We start from the raw sequence: 15,625 nt of genomic DNA, 5'->3' as shown, positions 1-15,625 counted from the left end.
ATAATACAAGATTATAGCAAAGTTAAGCAGAACTTATTACTCTTTATCCCTAAATAGCTTTTATCCAACTGACGTGTTGGTATAATTTTAAAATTATGCTGGAGTTATTAATAGATAAGTTTAGTAAAGCTCTCTCTAAGGCAGAAAAAAGCAGGAAATTAAGCGAGAAGCAGATAAACGACATATTAAGGGAAATAAGGACAGCTTTATTGGAAAGCGATGCGGATTACGAAGTCGTTAAAACCTTTCTCAAAAGGGTAAGGGAAGAAGCTCTCAAAGAGGATATAACTAAAAAGCTTTCACCCTATGAACACTTGTTATTGACGGTTTATGATGAGTTGGTAAAAATACTCGGTGGAAGTAGGTCTGAACTGGAAAAGGGAGTGGTTTTGTTTGTCGGGCTTCAAGGTACTGGAAAGACCACTACCATAGGAAAATTGGCTAAGTATCTAAGGGAACAAGGAAACAAAGTAGCAGTGTCTTCCACAGATGTGAGAAGACCTGCGGCTATGCTACAGCTTCAAAGATTGGCGGAAAAAATAGATGTCCCATACTATAAATTTGAAGAAGGATTGAGTGCCATTGAGATAGCTAAGCTTGCTTCTTCTAAAGCAAAATCTGAAGGAGTGGATTACTTACTTTTGGATACCGCTGGAAGATTACATATAGATGACGAGCTTATGGAAGAGCTGAAAGCCATAAAAGAGGCTGTATCTCCTTCTGAGGTCCTCTATGTAGCGGACGCAATGCAAGGGCAAGAAGCTTTGAGGGTAGCAAAGGTGTTCCACGAAAAGGTGGGGCTTACCGGTGCGGTCCTTACCAAGATGGACGGCGATGCCCGTGGCGGTGTAGCCTTTTCTATAAGGGAAGCTTTGGGAATTCCCATAAAGTTTGTAGGAACAGGAGAAAGGCTTGAGGACATAGAACCTTTCTATCCAGACAGAATTGCTCAGAGAATATTGGGCCTTGGAGATGTGCAAAGTCTAATGGAAAAAGTTCAAAAAGTTATACCGGAAGATGAAGCTCAGGTTATGGCTACAAGGATTTTAACCGGGGAGTTTAATTTGGAAGACATGCTAAAGCAATTTGAGTTTATAGAAAAGATGGGTCCAATAGATAAGCTGTTAAGCATGGTGCCTGGAATTTCTGCTTATGTAAAGTATATTAAAATAGACGAAAAATTAATAAAGAAAAAGAAGGCAATTATCCAATCCATGACCAAGGAAGAAAGGAGAAATCCAAAGATAATAAACATGAGTAGAAAAATTAGAATAGCGAAAGGAAGCGGTACGTCAATATCTGATGTGAATAAACTACTTAAAGAGTACGAACAGATGAAAAAATATATAAGAAGTATGAAAAATGCTAAAGGTCCTCTTGGTATTCCAAGACCACCTTTTAGGTTTTAAGCATATTCTAAAAAACTTACATTAGACACACTTATAAACACCAGAAACAATTTTTATTGAAATGTTCCCTCAAAAAACTAAAATTAGCGCTATAAATCTGTGGGAGGATATACTATGAAAACGAGCAGAAGGGAACTTTTAAAACTTGCGGGCTTTGGTGTCGCTTATGCTACCCTTTATAAGAGCTTTTCTTTTGCAGGTGCTGAAAAGCCAATGGAAACACCTCTCTTTGCCCTTAGGGGGGACGGTTTTGTGGTAGCCATTGATACTAAAAAGGACGAAGTAATAGCAAGAATATCCACTGGTGGGAAGGGTGGGACGCTGGGTTCGGTTAGTAAAAACGGCAGGTATCTCTTTGTCGCAAACAACGCACCAGACCAAAGGACCGTAAGCGTGATAGACACTGTCAATCTAAGGAAGGTTAAAGACATTGAAACTGGTTCAAGGCCTAAGCATCCTGTGGTCTCTCCTGATGGAAGATTGGTAGCGGTGAATCATTCTGGCATTGATAACGGTAAAAATCGTGTTGCTTTTATATCTCCAAAAGACCTTGAGATTGTAAAGATCGTGGAACTGCCTGTATTAAACACAGGACACAAAGGAGATTTTAGTATGCACGGGACCTTTAGCCCAGATGGCAGGTATTACTTCGTAGGAAGTTACTCAGACAACAGGTTCTTTATCATATCCACGAAGGACTTTTCCGTAGTTGCCCATGTGGATGTGTCTGGCAATCCCCATTACTTTGACTTTAACAAAAACACCGTGTGGGTTACTGTAGAGTATAACGAGCCAAAATCTACAAAATCTACTCCCATAGTTTATGTTTATGATATATCTGATGCCTCAAAGCCAAAGCTTTTGAAAACTTTAAGTGTGGAATTAAGCGCAGAGGAGTCGGCAAACCCTGCAAGGATAGAGGGTCATCACGGGAACTTTACCAACGACGGAAAACACTTTATGGTTTGCAACAGAGGAGCGTCTCCCTTTGAAGGAACAACGATTAGGGTTTATAATGCAAACGGTGATTTGGTAAAGGTCATAGACTCTGCGGTTAAGGGAGTAGGACATGCTTATATATCCCCAAACGGAGAGTATGCGGTTATAACCCAATACGGAGATACGAAAGTTGAAATAATAAGCCTGAAGAATTTTGAGAGGATAAAGGTCATAGACGTGGGTGTGGGCAGACACATGGGACACGTGGTATTTTCGGAAGATGGGAAGAAGTTTTACGTTAGCAACAGGGTGGCGGACTCGGTATTTGTGATAGATGCGCAAAAGTTTGAGGTGATAAAAAGGATCCTTACCGCAGAGTCTGGGCAGGCTCAGGGACAACTGGTTAAGCACTTTTACGGAGTGTTTGAAAGGGTAGTAAATCCTTATCTAGTTTAATGAGAATACCAGCCTTAATAGTTGGAGGCTTTTTAGGGAGTGGAAAAACTACCTTCATAATAAGGTCTCTGCTTCCGAAGTTTAAAGAAAAAAGGATAGCTATACTGGTTAATGACTTTGGAAAGGTAAATTACGACAAAATAAGGTTGTATCAGGAAAGTATGGAGGTATATGGGGTTGAGGGAGGGTGCTTTTGCTGTGAGCTTGGAGGAGAACTCTTAAGTGCATTAGCCCAAATAAAGAGAAAAGAGCCTGAATTTCTCATAGTGGAAACCTCTGGCCTTTCGGACCCATCTCCTATTTATTACAGTTTGGAAACTTCTGGTTATGTTGTAGAACTCATCATTGGCGTTTTTGGCTTAGATATGGAGGATGATGTCTTAAAAACAGCTTTGGTCCAATCTCAGATAGATTCAGCCCACTGCTTAGTCCTAACAAAGGCAGACCTTTTAAGCAATGCCCAGCTGAGAGAAAAGTTAGAATTTTTTCACTCTTATCAAAAGCCTCTCTTTTTGGCAAAAGAAGGTTTTGTAGATGAGGACATCCATAAGCTTTTTGGGACTTTGAAAACACCCCCTGCTTTGAAAGGACACCACTCAGTCTTTGATAGCATTACTTTACACCTTGATGGTTATTATTCAAAACAGGAACTTGAAAGTTTTTTGCTAAACCTTCCAAAGGGCGTATACCGAGTAAAGGGAGTAGTCAATTGCCTTGAGAGTCCATTGCCCCTTGGTTTAAACTACAGCTTTGGTTATATCAGTTGGGAAAGATTAGAAACAGAGCAAAAGCCATTTTTGGTTTTTATAGGACAAAACCTGAACAAAAAAATCTTTGAAGAGTTTCCAAAAGGTGGGGATTTAGGTATTGAGCACGAAAAGGTGTGCTTTCCGATAGAAGAGTTTGATGCAAGGGAAGGTATTGCATACATTGAAGGTATAGCTATGGATGAGCTGGATACCGCAGAAAGACTGCTAAATGATTTGGAAGAGGGGGATTTTCTGTTTATTGAAGAAAAAAGGTTTAAAAACTTCAGCGAAGTGAATGATTTGCTAAAAGTATGTATAAACTCGGAAAAAGACAAGATCTTGTTTTGGAAAGTGCCAAGCGGTGTGGTTAGCTACATACTCAGCAAACTGCCCAAGCATAAAAGGGTCTATCATCTAAGCAGTCATTACTTGCTTCCAAAGGCTTATCTTTCATTAAGGTTAGACACTCCAGAAAAGGAAAGTTTTGTGCTATCTTGCTATAATAATACAAAGATATGAAACTCTTAACGCACTTTATCTTGATCCTTCTTCTTTTAGTTTTGGATTTCAAGGCTTCAGAGCATCATCACGAAGACCTTCAATACCATCACGATTGTGAGCTCTGTATAGTCCAGCATCAGCCACAGCACACAAATGACGTAAATTTAGAATTAACTTTCCATTTCCCCACAATTTCCTTAGAAAACCCAAAAGCACCGCAAGTTTTGCCCTCGTCCTCATATAAAAAGCACACACTAACCAGAGCACCACCAACGGAATAAACCCTTCCTAACCACACCACTTTTTAAACACAAAAAACTTCAGGAGGTACAAATGGGTATGTTCTTTTTTCAGGATAACACCTACGTGCTGGTTAAAGGCAATCCAATAGGAGAAAGACTTTCTAAGCTTTTAAAGGACGGAAAGGTTGGCTTTTTGATGGGTTGCGACCAGTGTTGTTATGAGAGAAACATTGCAGACAAGCTGGTAGAAGGTGCGGTCATTGGATGTTTTCCCATGCTTTATGGGAAAGCCAAGCAATTGGGCGTAGAACAAGTAATAACACTTTAAAGGAGGTAGTGCTATGAAGAAGGCAATGCTTTTGCTTTCTATATTTAGCCTTTCTTTTGCCCAAGAAAACTTGGAAGAGCTAAAGCGTCAGCTTGAAGAACAAAGAAGGCTCATAAGGGAACTTGAGAAAAAAATTGAAGCCCTTGAGAAGGCTCAAAAGCCTGAAGCAAAGCAGGAGGACAAGAAGGAAGAAAAACCTATACCTGCAGACAGAACCCTTCAGCTAAGAAGCAAGTACGAAGAAAGGCTTAAAGCATTTCAAATATCTCCCTTCAGGCAGACAGCCTTTTTACCAGACATCTCCTTGATAGTGGATACATCCGTTGTGGGAAGGAACAAAAAAGACAAAGAACTTGGAGAGCTTAAAATCCCTGGCTTGTATCACAAGCACGAACATGACAAACACGGACACGGAGCCCTAAACGAAAAAAGAGGCTTTAACCTAAACTATGCAGAGCTTTTCTTTTATGCACCGGTAGATCCATACTTTGACCTTTACGCCACTATTCCTTTTTCCGAGCACGGTGCGGAAGTGGAGGAAGCTTATGCGGTAACGAGGGGACTTCCCGGTGGTTTTCAACTAAAAGTAGGTAAATTTAGAAGCTCCTTTGGAAGGCTAAACTCTCAGCACCCACACGCCTGGGACTTTGCAACCCAGCCCTTAGTCTATAAAGTCTTCTTTGGAGATGACGGACTTACAGAAAAAGGCATTCAAATAAACTGGCTTGCGCCTACACCTTTCTATTTACTACTCGGTGCGGAAGTCCTCCAAGGAGAGAACGAACAGAGCTTTGGAACGGATGGCTTTAAGATAGGCACAGTAGAGGTCTCGGAAACAAGGAAACCAAACCTATACGTGGGTTTTGTGAAAACGTCTTTTGACGTTGGTAATCTTTCAATCTTAACCGGACTTTCTTATGGCACTGGACACAGCAGAATATACCATAAACACGAAGGTGAAGAGCATGCCTTTGCGGGAAAGACCAAGCTCTATGGCTTTGACCTTACCGCAAGGTATAATCTGGACTCTATAAGGTATATATCCTTCCAAGGGGAGTATATCTACAGAGACAGTAAAGGGACAGGTTTTGAATACGATGGTTCTACGCTAACCACAGAAGAAGTTAAAAAGAAGCAAGGGGGCTTTTATTCTCAGCTTGTCTTTAGGTTTGACAAAATGTGGAGAGCGGGTATTCAGTACAACCTTATAAACAAAAACGACGTCAAAAAAGATGGGGTTAAGAATGATTTGCCAAAGAACCTTTCCGCTTACTATGCTATGCTTGAGTTTAGTCCTACGGAGTTTTCCCGCATAAGACTGCAAGCAGGACAAAACAGGGCATTCTACGAAGGAGGTAGAAGAAAAACAGTAAATGAGGTCATCCTTCAGTTTAACTTTGCCATAGGAGCCCACGGTGCCCATCCCTTCTGACAAGTTTGCCCCCTCTGGGGGCTTTTTAAAAGGAGGCTAAAGACATGAGAGTTATGCTCTTTATTTTGATCCTTGTTGGTTTTAGTTTAGCCCAGCTAAAAGTAGTTGCGACTTATCCCTGGATAGGAGAGCTGGTAAAGGAGATAGGAAAAGATAAGGTAAAGATTCATATCATCGCAAAAGGCACCGATGACCCTCACTTTGTTGTTCCAAAGCCTTCTCACATTGCTAAAATGAGGGACGCAAACCTTTTGATCATCCAAGGTGCAAGCATAGAGATAGGCTTTCTTCCTCCCCTTCTTCAGCAATCCAACAATCCCAGGATTCAGCCGGGTAGAGAAGGCTTTTTGGACCTTTCCCAGTTTGTGGAACTTATAGAGAAACCTCAGAGAGTTTCCAGAGAGATGGGAGATGTGCATCCAGAAGGAAATCCCCATTACAATTTGGACCCACACAACATACCCATTCTGGCAAGGGCTGTCGCAGAAAGAATGTGTCAGCTGGATAGCCCAAACTGCTCTTACTACAGAGCTAATCTTGAAGACTTTTTGGGAAGATGGAACGCAAAGTTAAAGGAGTGGGACAGAGAATTCTCAAAGCTAAGGGGAACTAAGGTTATAAGCTATCACAAGCTGTATAACTATTTCTTAAGTAGATACGGGATAGTTTTGGTGGGAACTTTGGAACCACTTCCGGGCATTCCCCCAACTACCAAGCATATAGAAAATCTCACCGCCCAAGCCCAAGGAGTGAAGTTTATCCTTCAGGATATCTATCACGAAAAGAGGACTGCAGAATACTTGGCAAAAAGGTTAAATGCCAAAGTGCTAATCTTACCCCACGACGTAGGTGCAGTGCCAGAAGCCAAGGATCTATTTTCCTTGTTTGATGAGATCCTCAAAAGGTTCAGCCAATGACAGACATACTCTTAAATGCCCTACTGCTTTCCTTCATTCTTTTGGGCATTCACGCCTACTTTGGGCTTGAGATAGTAAGAAGGGGGATAATTTTTACAGACATTGCCATAGCGCAGGCTTCTGCTTCGGGGCTTGCCCTCTCCCTTTTTTTCTTTGACAGACCCTCCTACTTTCTTTCCTTATCCTTTGCACTGCTTTCAAGTATTCTCATTGCTTTGTCCCAAAGGTTTAAAGAGTATTCAGAAGCTTTTATAGGCTTGATGTATGCTTTGGGCTTTTCTTCGGTGGTGCTTTTGCTTTCCAAATCTCCCCACGGTATGGAAGAGCTTCTAAAGCTTACCGCAAGGGACATTCTTTTTGTCTTTAGAGAAGAAACAATAAAAACAGGCCTTTTGTATGCGTTCATCGGGTTTTTGCTCTACATAAGGGAAAGGTTTTTAAAAGGGTATTTGAAGGATTTTGTCTTTTTTGTCCTGTTTGCTTTAACCGTAACAAGCTCGGTAAATCTGGTGGGAGTGTTGGTGGTCTTTTCCATATTGGTTGCTCCTGCCCTTACCGCCAAGCTCTTAGGAAAGGGTCTTGTGTTTGCTTGGATATATGGCTCTGCGGTTAATACCTTAGCCATAGTTCTTTCCTTTCTTTTTGACCTTCCCACTGGCTTTAGTGTGGTATTCTTTAACTCTTTTTTGGGTGTGCTGGTTTTCTTAGTTCGCCTGTTAAGTTAAAGCTTCTATCAGCACAGCTTTGCTTTCTAAACACTCTATCAGATTTTCCAAGTCTTCCCTTTTCACAAAATAAACTCTCCCGCCTATTGGTTTTCCCAATTCTTTAAGTGGATTTATTCTGATGTAACCCAAGTTACTTGCAACATAGCCCGTAGTGTAGTCTTCGTCGTCGCTCCAACAAAGTTCTGCCAAAACACCACAATGGACGTTTTTTGTAGCCAATGCCAAAGCATCCATAAGCCTGTTTAAATACTTCCTTTTTATCCCCCTCTTTAAAAGGGCTTGCTTTATGGCTTTTCTGTCCTTCCAATCTACCCTTACTGTTCTTATGCCCCTTTCTTTGTCTGGCTCCAATCTTTCCCCCGTTTGCACGTCCATAAGCACTGCACCCCTCATATTACCACCCCTTGGATTTGGTCCTTTGTCCAAAAGCTCTAAAGCCTTCTGCCCAAGCTCCCGCTTTATTCCTACCTCCTCCAACTTTTCCAACGCAAAAGCCCTCGCATCTTCAACACACTTAAAGTCATAACTGTATATAGTTAAAGCCTTTGGGATCAGAAACACCTTCTCTACTTTTTCCACAGTAATTACCAACTTGTCGTAAGCTTTTGGCCTTCTAAGAAGCTCTTGGACCACTTGCTTTAAAGACCCTTCTTCTATAAGCCTTTCCGCTCCAGAAACGTGCAAACCCTTTAGCTCAGCCCTCATACGCACGCTTATCATCCCTTAAACAACCTTCCAAACCAACTAAAAACATATCCCAATCCAAAACCAACAATTAAACTGCCCACTACCAAAAGCCCAAGGGGAATGGGTGGTATGCGATAATACGTTCCGTTAAACTCAGGAGTAAGAACAAACTCCACAGGAGAACTGTTTAGATATACCAAGTAACCAAAACCTAAGAGCAAAGCTATGAAGAAGATAAAGTATATAAAAAGCTTCATAGCAAACCGTCCTCTCTCTTTGCGTTTTCTATCTGCATAAGCACCTGTTCTTTGGATGTGCCTCCGTAGGTTTTCTTCCTGTCTGCGCAAACCCTTGGGTCCAAAAGCTTCAAGGCGGTTTCATCAAAAAGCTCAGAAAACTCTTTTAGCTCTTCCAAGCTAACCTCCTCAAGCCTTTTACCTTTTTCCAAAAGATAGCCCACCAAAGAACCCACTACTTTATGGGCTTGTCTAAAGGGTAAGCCCTTTAGCACAAGGTAGTTTGCCAAATCTGTAGCTAAGGTAAAGCCACCAGCACAGGAAAACATTCTTTCTTCGTTTATCTGCAAACCTTTTAGCAAAAGAGTCATAACTTCCAAAGAGCTTCTTAGGGTATCTAAGCTATCAAAGAGTGGTTCTTTGTCCTCCTGTAAGTCCCTGTTGTATGCATAAGGGAGTCCCTTTAGGGTGGTTAGAAGACTTATTAAATTCCCATAGAGTCTTCCTGTCTTTCCTCTTATTAGCTCCAACACATCTGGATTTTTCTTTTGAGGCATTATGGAACTGCCGGTGCAAAGTCTGTCTGGCAAAGATACAAAGCCAAATTCCTCCGTTGACCACAATATTAAATCCTCTGAAAGCCTTGAAAGGTGCATACCACAAACCGCACAAGCGTAAAGCACGTCAAGGATAAAGTCCCTTTCTGCGGTAGCATAAAGAGAGTTTCTGATAACAGACCTAAATCCAAGTTCCTTTGCGGTATAAAACCTATCTATGGGGAAATCCACACCCGCACTCGCACCGCTACCCAAGGGAAGACCATCTGCAAACCTGTAAGCATTGGCAAATCTTAAGCTGTCTGTCAAAAAGGCTTCTCTGTATGCCAAAAAGTAATGAGCAAGCCTTATAGGTTGAGCCCTCTGAAGGTGTGTATAAGAAGGTATTAAAACATCCACCGTTTTTTCAGCAAGCTCTACCAAAGCTACTCTTAGCTTCCTTAGATCCTTTAGTATTTTTTCTATCTCTTCCTTTAGAAAAAGTCTTTCGTCGGTTGCTACCTGGTCATTACGGGACCTTGCGGTATGCACCTTCCCACCCACCTCTCCTACCTTTTCCGTTAAAGCTCTTTCTATGTTCATATGCACATCCTCTAACTCTTCCAAAAACTCCATCTTTCCACTTTCCACATCTTCCTTTAGCTTTAGCAATCCAGATATTAATAGCTCTTCTTCTTCCTTTGTGATTACTCCAGCTTGGCTCAGCGCCTTTACGTGGGCAATGCTTTGCCTTATATCTTGAAGGGCAAGCCTTTTGTCAAAGCTAACCGATTGAGTAAATTTCTCCACAAGCTTTTCTGTTTTCTCTTTAAACCTTCCTTCCCAAGGTTTTTGCATAGGATTATTTTAAACTTGAATAATTAAACTCAGGACCAAGCTCCAAAAAGTTATAATTAATATCATCAACTTTTGTAAAGGAGGTTTTCATGGCTAAAGGAACTGTTGCATACAAGATCCTTGAAAGTCACTTGGTTAGCGGTAGGCTTGTGCCCGGAGAGGAGATAGCCATAAAGATAGACCAAACGCTTACGCAAGATGCTACGGGAACTATGGCCTACCTTCAGTTTGAGGCTATGGGCGTGGATAGGGTTAAAACTGAGCTTTCCGTTAGCTATATAGACCACAACATGCTACAGACGGACTACAAAAATCCCGATGACCACAAATACCTAATGAGCGTGGCAAAAAGGTATGGTATATGGCTTTCCAAACCCGGCAATGGCATATGCCATCAGGTGCATTTAGAAAGGTTTGCAAAGCCTGGAAAAACCTTGCTTGGCTCAGATTCTCATACACCCACCTCTGGTGGGATGGGGATGATAGCCATAGGAGCTGGTGGGTTGGATGTAGCCTCCGCAATGGCTGGAGAGCCTTTTTATCTAAAAATGCCAAAGATAGTGGGAGTCCATCTAATAGGTAAGCTTCCGGAGTGGGTTACCGCAAAGGATATCATCCTTGAGCTTTTAAGAAGGCTAACGGTAAAGGGAGGAGTGGGAAAGATCTTTGAATACTTTGGGGAAGGCATAAAGGAGCTTTCTGTTCCAGAGAGGGCAACCATAACCAACATGGGTGCAGAGCTTGGAGCTACCACTTCTATTTTTCCTTCCGACGAGATAACCAGAGCATACCTTAAAGCTCAGGGAAGGGAAGAGGACTGGATAGAACTCTTGCCAGACCCAGATGCAGAATACGACGAGATCATAGAGATAGACCTTTCAAAGCTTGAGCCATTAATAGCTTGCCCCCACTCTCCGGATAACGTGGTGCCTGTCAGAGAAGTGGAGGGAATTAAGGTAGATCAGGTGGTAATAGGATCATGCACAAACTCCTCCTTTGTGGATCTTACAAGGGCAGCAAAGCTTTTAGAAGGTAAAAAGGTCCATCCAGACGTAATTTTTGCAGTTGCTCCAGGCTCTAAGCAGGCTTTGGAGCTGATAACCCAAAATGGAGCTTTGTTAAACTTCCTAAAGGCTGGTGCAAGGATTCTTGAAAGTGCCTGTGGTCCGTGCATAGGTATGGGCTTTGCGCCACCATCAGGTGGTGTTTCTGTGCGGAGCTTTAATAGAAACTTTGAGGGAAGGTCTGGCACTCCGGATGCAAAGGTTTATCTTGCCTCTCCAGAAGTCTGCGTTGCCTGCGCCATAGCTGGAGAGATTGTAGATCCAAGAAAGCTTGGTCTAAAGTGGATAAAGGTTGAAATGCCGGAAAGGTTTCCATACGGAGACGAAGCATTTATAGAACCACTTCCGGAAGAAGAAGCCAAGAAGGTGGAGATCTACAGAGGTCCAAACATAAAACCACTTCCCGAGTTTGACGAACTTCCAGAAAGCATAGAAGGAGAAGTTTCTCTCATAGTGGGGGACAACATCACCACAGACCACATCATGCCCGCAGGTGCTAAAATTCTACCTCTGCGTTCCAACATCTACGCCATAAGCGAATACGTTTATCACTACGTAGATCCACACTTTGTAAGCAGGGCAAAGGAGATAAGAGACAACAAAAAGAAGGCAAACATCATAATAGGTGGAGAAAACTACGGACAAGGATCCTCAAGGGAACACGCCGCATTGGCTCCAAGATTTTTAGGAGTTAGAGCGGTAATAGCCAAGTCCTTTGCCCGTATTCACCATGCAAACCTCGTCAATTTTGGTATAGTTCCCTTAGAGTTCAAAAATAAGGAGGACTACAATAAGTTTTCTTTAGGAGACGAGATACTCATACCGGAGTTAAAAGAAAGACTAAAGGAAGGGAAGGAAATCGTTGTTATAAACAAAACCACCGGAGAGGAGGTGCTATGCACCTATAACCTAACACAAAAGCAAATTTCCGTTCTTTTGAAAGGTGGTTTGTTAAATTGGATAAAGAGCAAACAGGGGGTGAAGGTATGAAACTAAGAAAGGTAGTTTCGGTAGTAGGGGCAGGAAATGTAGGAGAGCATACTGCAGCTTTGTTGGCTTTGAGAGGTTTGGTGGATGTGCGCATGTTTGATTTGCCAAAAAAGGATGGAGACAGGATCATAGAACCTGTCAAAGGTAAAGCCTTAGATATACAGCAAATGCTATCAGCTCTAAACATAGACGGAAAGGTGGAGGGCTATTCGGTCAGTCCCGAGGGAGATGGATACGAAGCCTTGGAAGGAAGTGACATAGTGGTAATCACCGCAGGCTTTCCAAGAAGGCCGGGTATGTCAAGGGAGGATTTGCTGGAGAAAAACATAAACATACTCTCGGTTATAGCCCAAAAAATAAAAGAGTTTGCCAAAGACTCTATAGTTATCGTCGTAACAAACCCAGTGGATCTTATGACCTATGCGGTTTATAAACTTCTTGGCTTTGAGCCCAAAAGAGTGATGGGTATGGCTGGAGTTTTGGATTCCGCACGCTTTAAGACTTTCATCTCAAAAGAAATAAAGGTTTCTCCTCAGGACATACACGCTTACGTCATAGGTGGTCATGGAGATGAGATGGTCCCCCTTATATCCATATCCAACGTAGGCGGAATACCCCTAAAGGACATACTCAGTAAAGAAAAACTTCAAGAGCTTATAAGGAGAACTCAGTTTGGAGGTGGAGAGATAGTGGATCTTATGGGAACCTCTGCCTATCATGCCCCTGCAGCCTCCATAGTGGAAATGGTGGAAGCTATAGTTACGGACAACAAAAGGATACTTCCCTGTTCTGTTTACTTGGATGGCGAAGTTGGAGAGTATTACGGGGTTAAAGGTGCGTGTGTGGGAGTTCCCGTAAAGCTCGGAAACTGCGGAATAGAAGAAATAATAAAGATCCCCATGATACCGGAGGAGAGGGAAATGTGGGAAAGATCGGTTCAATCGGTAGTTAAAAACCTAAAAACAGTGGAGGAAATGCTAAGCAAATTGGTTTAAAATGTATTAATGGAATGCTGTTTTTACCTTTAAGGTTTTTAGTTTTACCTATAGCTTTACTGCTGTTGGTAGGTAGCTTTGTTTTATACAAGGAATGGGAAAAAAGAAGGAATCAACAGGTTTCCTATATAGAGTGGGAGATAAGAAAGTACCTGCAGAGTGGAGATTTAGATAAGGTTAAGGGTCTGATAGAAGAAGGTCTAAAAAAGGGTGGTGCTTTTAAGCCTTTGATCCTTTCTTACTCACTGCAGATAGATGTGGGCAAAAAAGAAAGCGAAATAATTCAAGAGATGATATCTAACCTTAGGGACGAAGAGCTGATAGCCCTTTATACTGAAAGACTTGCCTTTGCCTACTTTAAAGAAGGGCAGAAGGAGAAAGCTTTAAAGGTGCTTGAGTCCATAGGAAAAGAAAGGTTTAACCATCCCTCTGCTCAGCTGTTAAAAGCTCAGATACTTCTGGATATGGGGAAAAAAGACGAGGCAAAGAGTGTATTAAATCAAACCATAAAAGATTCAAAAAATACCTATTGGTCGAACATCGCTAAAGTTTTGTTAAAGGAAGTGGAAGGATGAAGCTTTTGTTGGAGATTGGCACAGAAGAACTTCCCGCTAACGTAATAAACCAAGCACTGAAAAGTCTTAAGGAAAGTTTGGAAAAGGTCTTGGGAGTTGGCATACAAAAAACCTATGGCACACCGAGGCGCTTGGCGGTTATTACAGAAGACTTTGAAGACAAACCAGAGGAAAAGGAAGAACTAATATACGGACCACCTTTGGGCATAGCTTACAAAGAGGGGAAACCTACAAAGGCACTTCTTGGCTTTTTGGAAAGGGTTAAAGCTTCTTTGGATGAGGTTTTAGAAGTTGAGCGAGGGGGAGGAAAATACGTAGCGATAAAGAGGGTCTATAAGGACAAAAGCCCTTTGGAAAGGCTTAAGGAAGAATTTGAAAGCATTTTGCTTTCCATACCTTTACCTAAGCGTATGAGATGGGACAGCAGTAGCTTGAGCTTTTCAAGACCAATAAGGTGGATATGTGCGCTTTATGGAGACAAAGTAGTGCATTTGAGTTTTGGTAAGCTAAAAGCCAGCAACCTAACCTTTGGACACAGGTTCCTCTCAAAGGGTCCTATTTTAATAAAAGATGCAGAGGAGTATGAAGAAAAGCTAAAGGAAGGGTTCGTTATACCTTCTTTTGACGAAAGGTTGAGCCTTATTCTGGAAATGCTAAGGGAAGAATCTTATGCCTTGGAAAGCACGCCAAGGTATACAGAGGGACTACCAGAGGAAGTCGCCAACCTTTTGGAATTTCCTTTTCCTGTCGTAGGCAAGTTTGAAGAAAAGTATTTAGAACTTCCAGAAAAGGTTTTGATCACAGTCCTTGCCCACCACCAAAGGTTTTTCTGTCTTGCAAACAAAGAGGGCAAACTCATCCCATACTTTATCGCCTTTAGCAACAACAAACCAAATGAAAAAATCTTAGAAGGATACCAAAAGGTTTTAAGGGCTAGGCTTGAAGATGCCCTGTTTTTCTACAAAGAGGACCTAAAAACACCGTTGGAAAGTTTAGTGGATGCTCTAAAGGGTGTGATCTTCCATCCAAAAGTGGGCAGTATGTGGGAAAAAACCCAAAGGCTTATCTCTCTTTCTGAGAAGATAGCTATGATGCTTGGATTTGATCAAAAGACGATAGAAAAGCTCAAACGAGCTGCGCTTCTTTCTAAGGCAGACATCTTAACAAACATGGTTAAAGAGTTAGACGAGCTTCAGGGATACATGGGTATGGTTTATGCCAAAGCTTGGAGAGAGGATGAAGAAGTAGCAAGGGCTATATACGAGCACTACCTTCCAAGAACACCTTCCGAAGAAGTTCCAAAAAGTCCTATTTCTCAAGTTCTTTCTATAGCTGACAAATTGGACAACCTTTACACCCTCATAAAGGCTGGAGAGATGCCATCCGGAAGCTCAGATCCCTATGGACTTAGGCGCAACGCCTATGGAGTTTTTGCCATAATTCACAAAAATCGCTACAACTTGGACTTGAGAAAGCTTTTGGAAGATCTGCCAGAAGGCTTTGAGGAGTTTATAAGAAGTAGGTTAGAGGCTTACTTAGAACCATACGGTTATGATGTGGTTAGGGCGGTGCTGGAAGTAAAGGACCCACTAAAACCGTATGAAATCATAAAGCTTACCGAAGAGCTTGCCAATCTGAAAGAGTCACAGAAATTTAAAGATATAGTAGAGGCTTACAAAAGGGTGGTTAAGATCCTGCCTGCGGGGTGGGAAGACAGTTTTGTGGAAGAGGAGCTTATGCAAGAGGAGGAAGAGAAAGCTCTTTGGGAGGAGGTCAAGAAGTTAGAAACGGAAAGGGTGGGAGTTTTAGATCTTTGGGATTTGAAAAAAAACATTGACTTGTTCTTTGACAGAGTGTTGGTTATGGATAAGGACCCTTCTCTAAGAAGAAACAGGCTGGCTTTACTTTACAGAATAAAAAAGCTGTTTAATCAATTTGCAGATTTTGAAAAGATCGTTTTTGAACAAACTTTGGAGGTTTAAA

Annotated in this window: 15 protein-coding genes; 12 read left to right on the top strand and 3 right to left on the bottom strand. The window is 41.9% G+C overall.

The genetic code is table 11. The features are described 5' to 3' along the window. Positions 1 to 95 precede the first annotated feature (95 nt). The 8 genes from ffh (at position 96) to K217_RS0103565 (ending at position 7,698) form a co-directional block, all read left to right on the top strand. Complete coding sequence (gene ffh / locus K217_RS0103600) at positions 96 to 1,409, top strand: signal recognition particle protein (RefSeq protein WP_029551767.1); 1,314 nt, start codon at positions 96 to 98, stop codon at positions 1,407 to 1,409. Between the two features lie 114 nt (positions 1,410 to 1,523). After that, positions 1,524 to 2,804: a YncE family protein gene (locus K217_RS0103595; RefSeq protein WP_029551766.1), complete on the top strand. Its 1,281-nt coding sequence runs from the start codon at positions 1,524 to 1,526 to the stop codon at positions 2,802 to 2,804. Next, positions 2,804 to 4,072 (top strand): CobW family GTP-binding protein, encoded by a 1,269-nt coding sequence (locus tag K217_RS0103590; protein WP_029551765.1) that lies wholly within the window; start codon positions 2,804 to 2,806, stop codon positions 4,070 to 4,072. The genes K217_RS0103595 and K217_RS0103590 overlap by 1 nt, the downstream gene beginning before the upstream one ends. Further along, positions 4,069 to 4,335, top strand: coding sequence for a hypothetical protein (locus K217_RS07725; RefSeq protein WP_155991115.1), 267 nt, complete (start codon positions 4,069 to 4,071; stop codon positions 4,333 to 4,335). The genes K217_RS0103590 and K217_RS07725 overlap by 4 nt, the downstream gene beginning before the upstream one ends. 52 nt (positions 4,336 to 4,387) lie before the next feature. After that, a complete protein-coding gene (locus K217_RS0103580) occupies positions 4,388 to 4,624 on the top strand; it encodes a DsrE-related protein (protein WP_038028092.1) in 237 nt (78 codons plus the stop codon). A 13-nt stretch (positions 4,625 to 4,637) separates the two neighbouring features. Then, entirely contained in the window at positions 4,638 to 6,056 is a 1,419-nt protein-coding gene (locus K217_RS0103575) for a hypothetical protein (protein WP_029551763.1), read from the top strand. A gap of 44 nt (positions 6,057 to 6,100) precedes the next feature. Beyond that, positions 6,101 to 6,973 carry a metal ABC transporter solute-binding protein, Zn/Mn family gene (locus K217_RS0103570; protein WP_029551762.1) on the top strand — a complete coding sequence of 291 codons (873 nt, stop codon included), beginning with the start codon at positions 6,101 to 6,103 and terminating at the stop codon, positions 6,971 to 6,973. Next, positions 6,970 to 7,698, top strand: a complete 729-nt coding sequence (locus tag K217_RS0103565) for a metal ABC transporter permease (RefSeq protein ID WP_029551761.1) — start codon at positions 6,970 to 6,972, stop codon at positions 7,696 to 7,698. Before K217_RS0103570 ends, K217_RS0103565 begins: the two co-directional genes overlap by 4 nt. Here the strand turns inward: K217_RS0103565 and K217_RS0103560 are convergent. The 3 genes from K217_RS0103560 to argH are packed head-to-tail and all read right to left on the bottom strand — an operon-like array spanning position 7,690 to position 10,018. Continuing rightward, positions 7,690 to 8,421, bottom strand: coding sequence for a 6-carboxyhexanoate--CoA ligase (locus K217_RS0103560; protein WP_029551760.1), 732 nt, complete (start codon positions 8,419 to 8,421; stop codon positions 7,690 to 7,692). The two genes, K217_RS0103565 and K217_RS0103560, sit on opposite strands and share 9 nt — an antisense overlap. Further along, entirely contained in the window at positions 8,418 to 8,645 is a 228-nt protein-coding gene (locus K217_RS0103555; protein WP_029551759.1) for a hypothetical protein, read from the bottom strand. The genes K217_RS0103560 and K217_RS0103555 overlap by 4 nt, the downstream gene beginning before the upstream one ends. Continuing rightward, a complete protein-coding gene (argH, locus tag K217_RS0103550; protein ID WP_029551758.1) occupies positions 8,642 to 10,018 on the bottom strand; it encodes an argininosuccinate lyase in 1,377 nt (458 codons plus the stop codon). Before argH ends, K217_RS0103555 begins: the two co-directional genes overlap by 4 nt. Before the next feature lie 89 nt (positions 10,019 to 10,107). On the opposite strand from argH, the gene K217_RS0103545 reads away from it, so the two are divergent. Genes K217_RS0103545 through glyS form a run of 4 tightly spaced genes read left to right on the top strand, consistent with a single transcriptional unit; the run spans position 10,108 to position 15,624 of the window. After that, positions 10,108 to 12,072, top strand: a complete 1,965-nt coding sequence (locus K217_RS0103545) for an aconitate hydratase (RefSeq protein ID WP_029551757.1) — start codon at positions 10,108 to 10,110, stop codon at positions 12,070 to 12,072. Further along, positions 12,069 to 13,067, top strand: a complete 999-nt coding sequence (locus tag K217_RS0103540; RefSeq protein ID WP_029551756.1) for a malate dehydrogenase — start codon at positions 12,069 to 12,071, stop codon at positions 13,065 to 13,067. Before K217_RS0103545 ends, K217_RS0103540 begins: the two co-directional genes overlap by 4 nt. 14 nt (positions 13,068 to 13,081) lie before the next feature. Continuing rightward, entirely contained in the window at positions 13,082 to 13,642 is a 561-nt protein-coding gene (locus tag K217_RS0103535) for a tetratricopeptide repeat protein (protein ID WP_029551755.1), read from the top strand. Then, positions 13,639 to 15,624 carry a glycine--tRNA ligase subunit beta gene (gene glyS / locus K217_RS0103530; protein WP_029551754.1) on the top strand — a complete coding sequence of 662 codons (1,986 nt, stop codon included), beginning with the start codon at positions 13,639 to 13,641 and terminating at the stop codon, positions 15,622 to 15,624. The genes K217_RS0103535 and glyS overlap by 4 nt, the downstream gene beginning before the upstream one ends. Position 15,625: the final 1 nt, after the last annotated feature.

The organism is Thermocrinis jamiesonii (assembly GCF_000702425.1).
GTDB lineage: Bacteria > Aquificota > Aquificia > Aquificales > Aquificaceae > Thermocrinis > Thermocrinis jamiesonii.
This window is presented reverse-complemented; position numbering and strand designations above follow the sequence as displayed.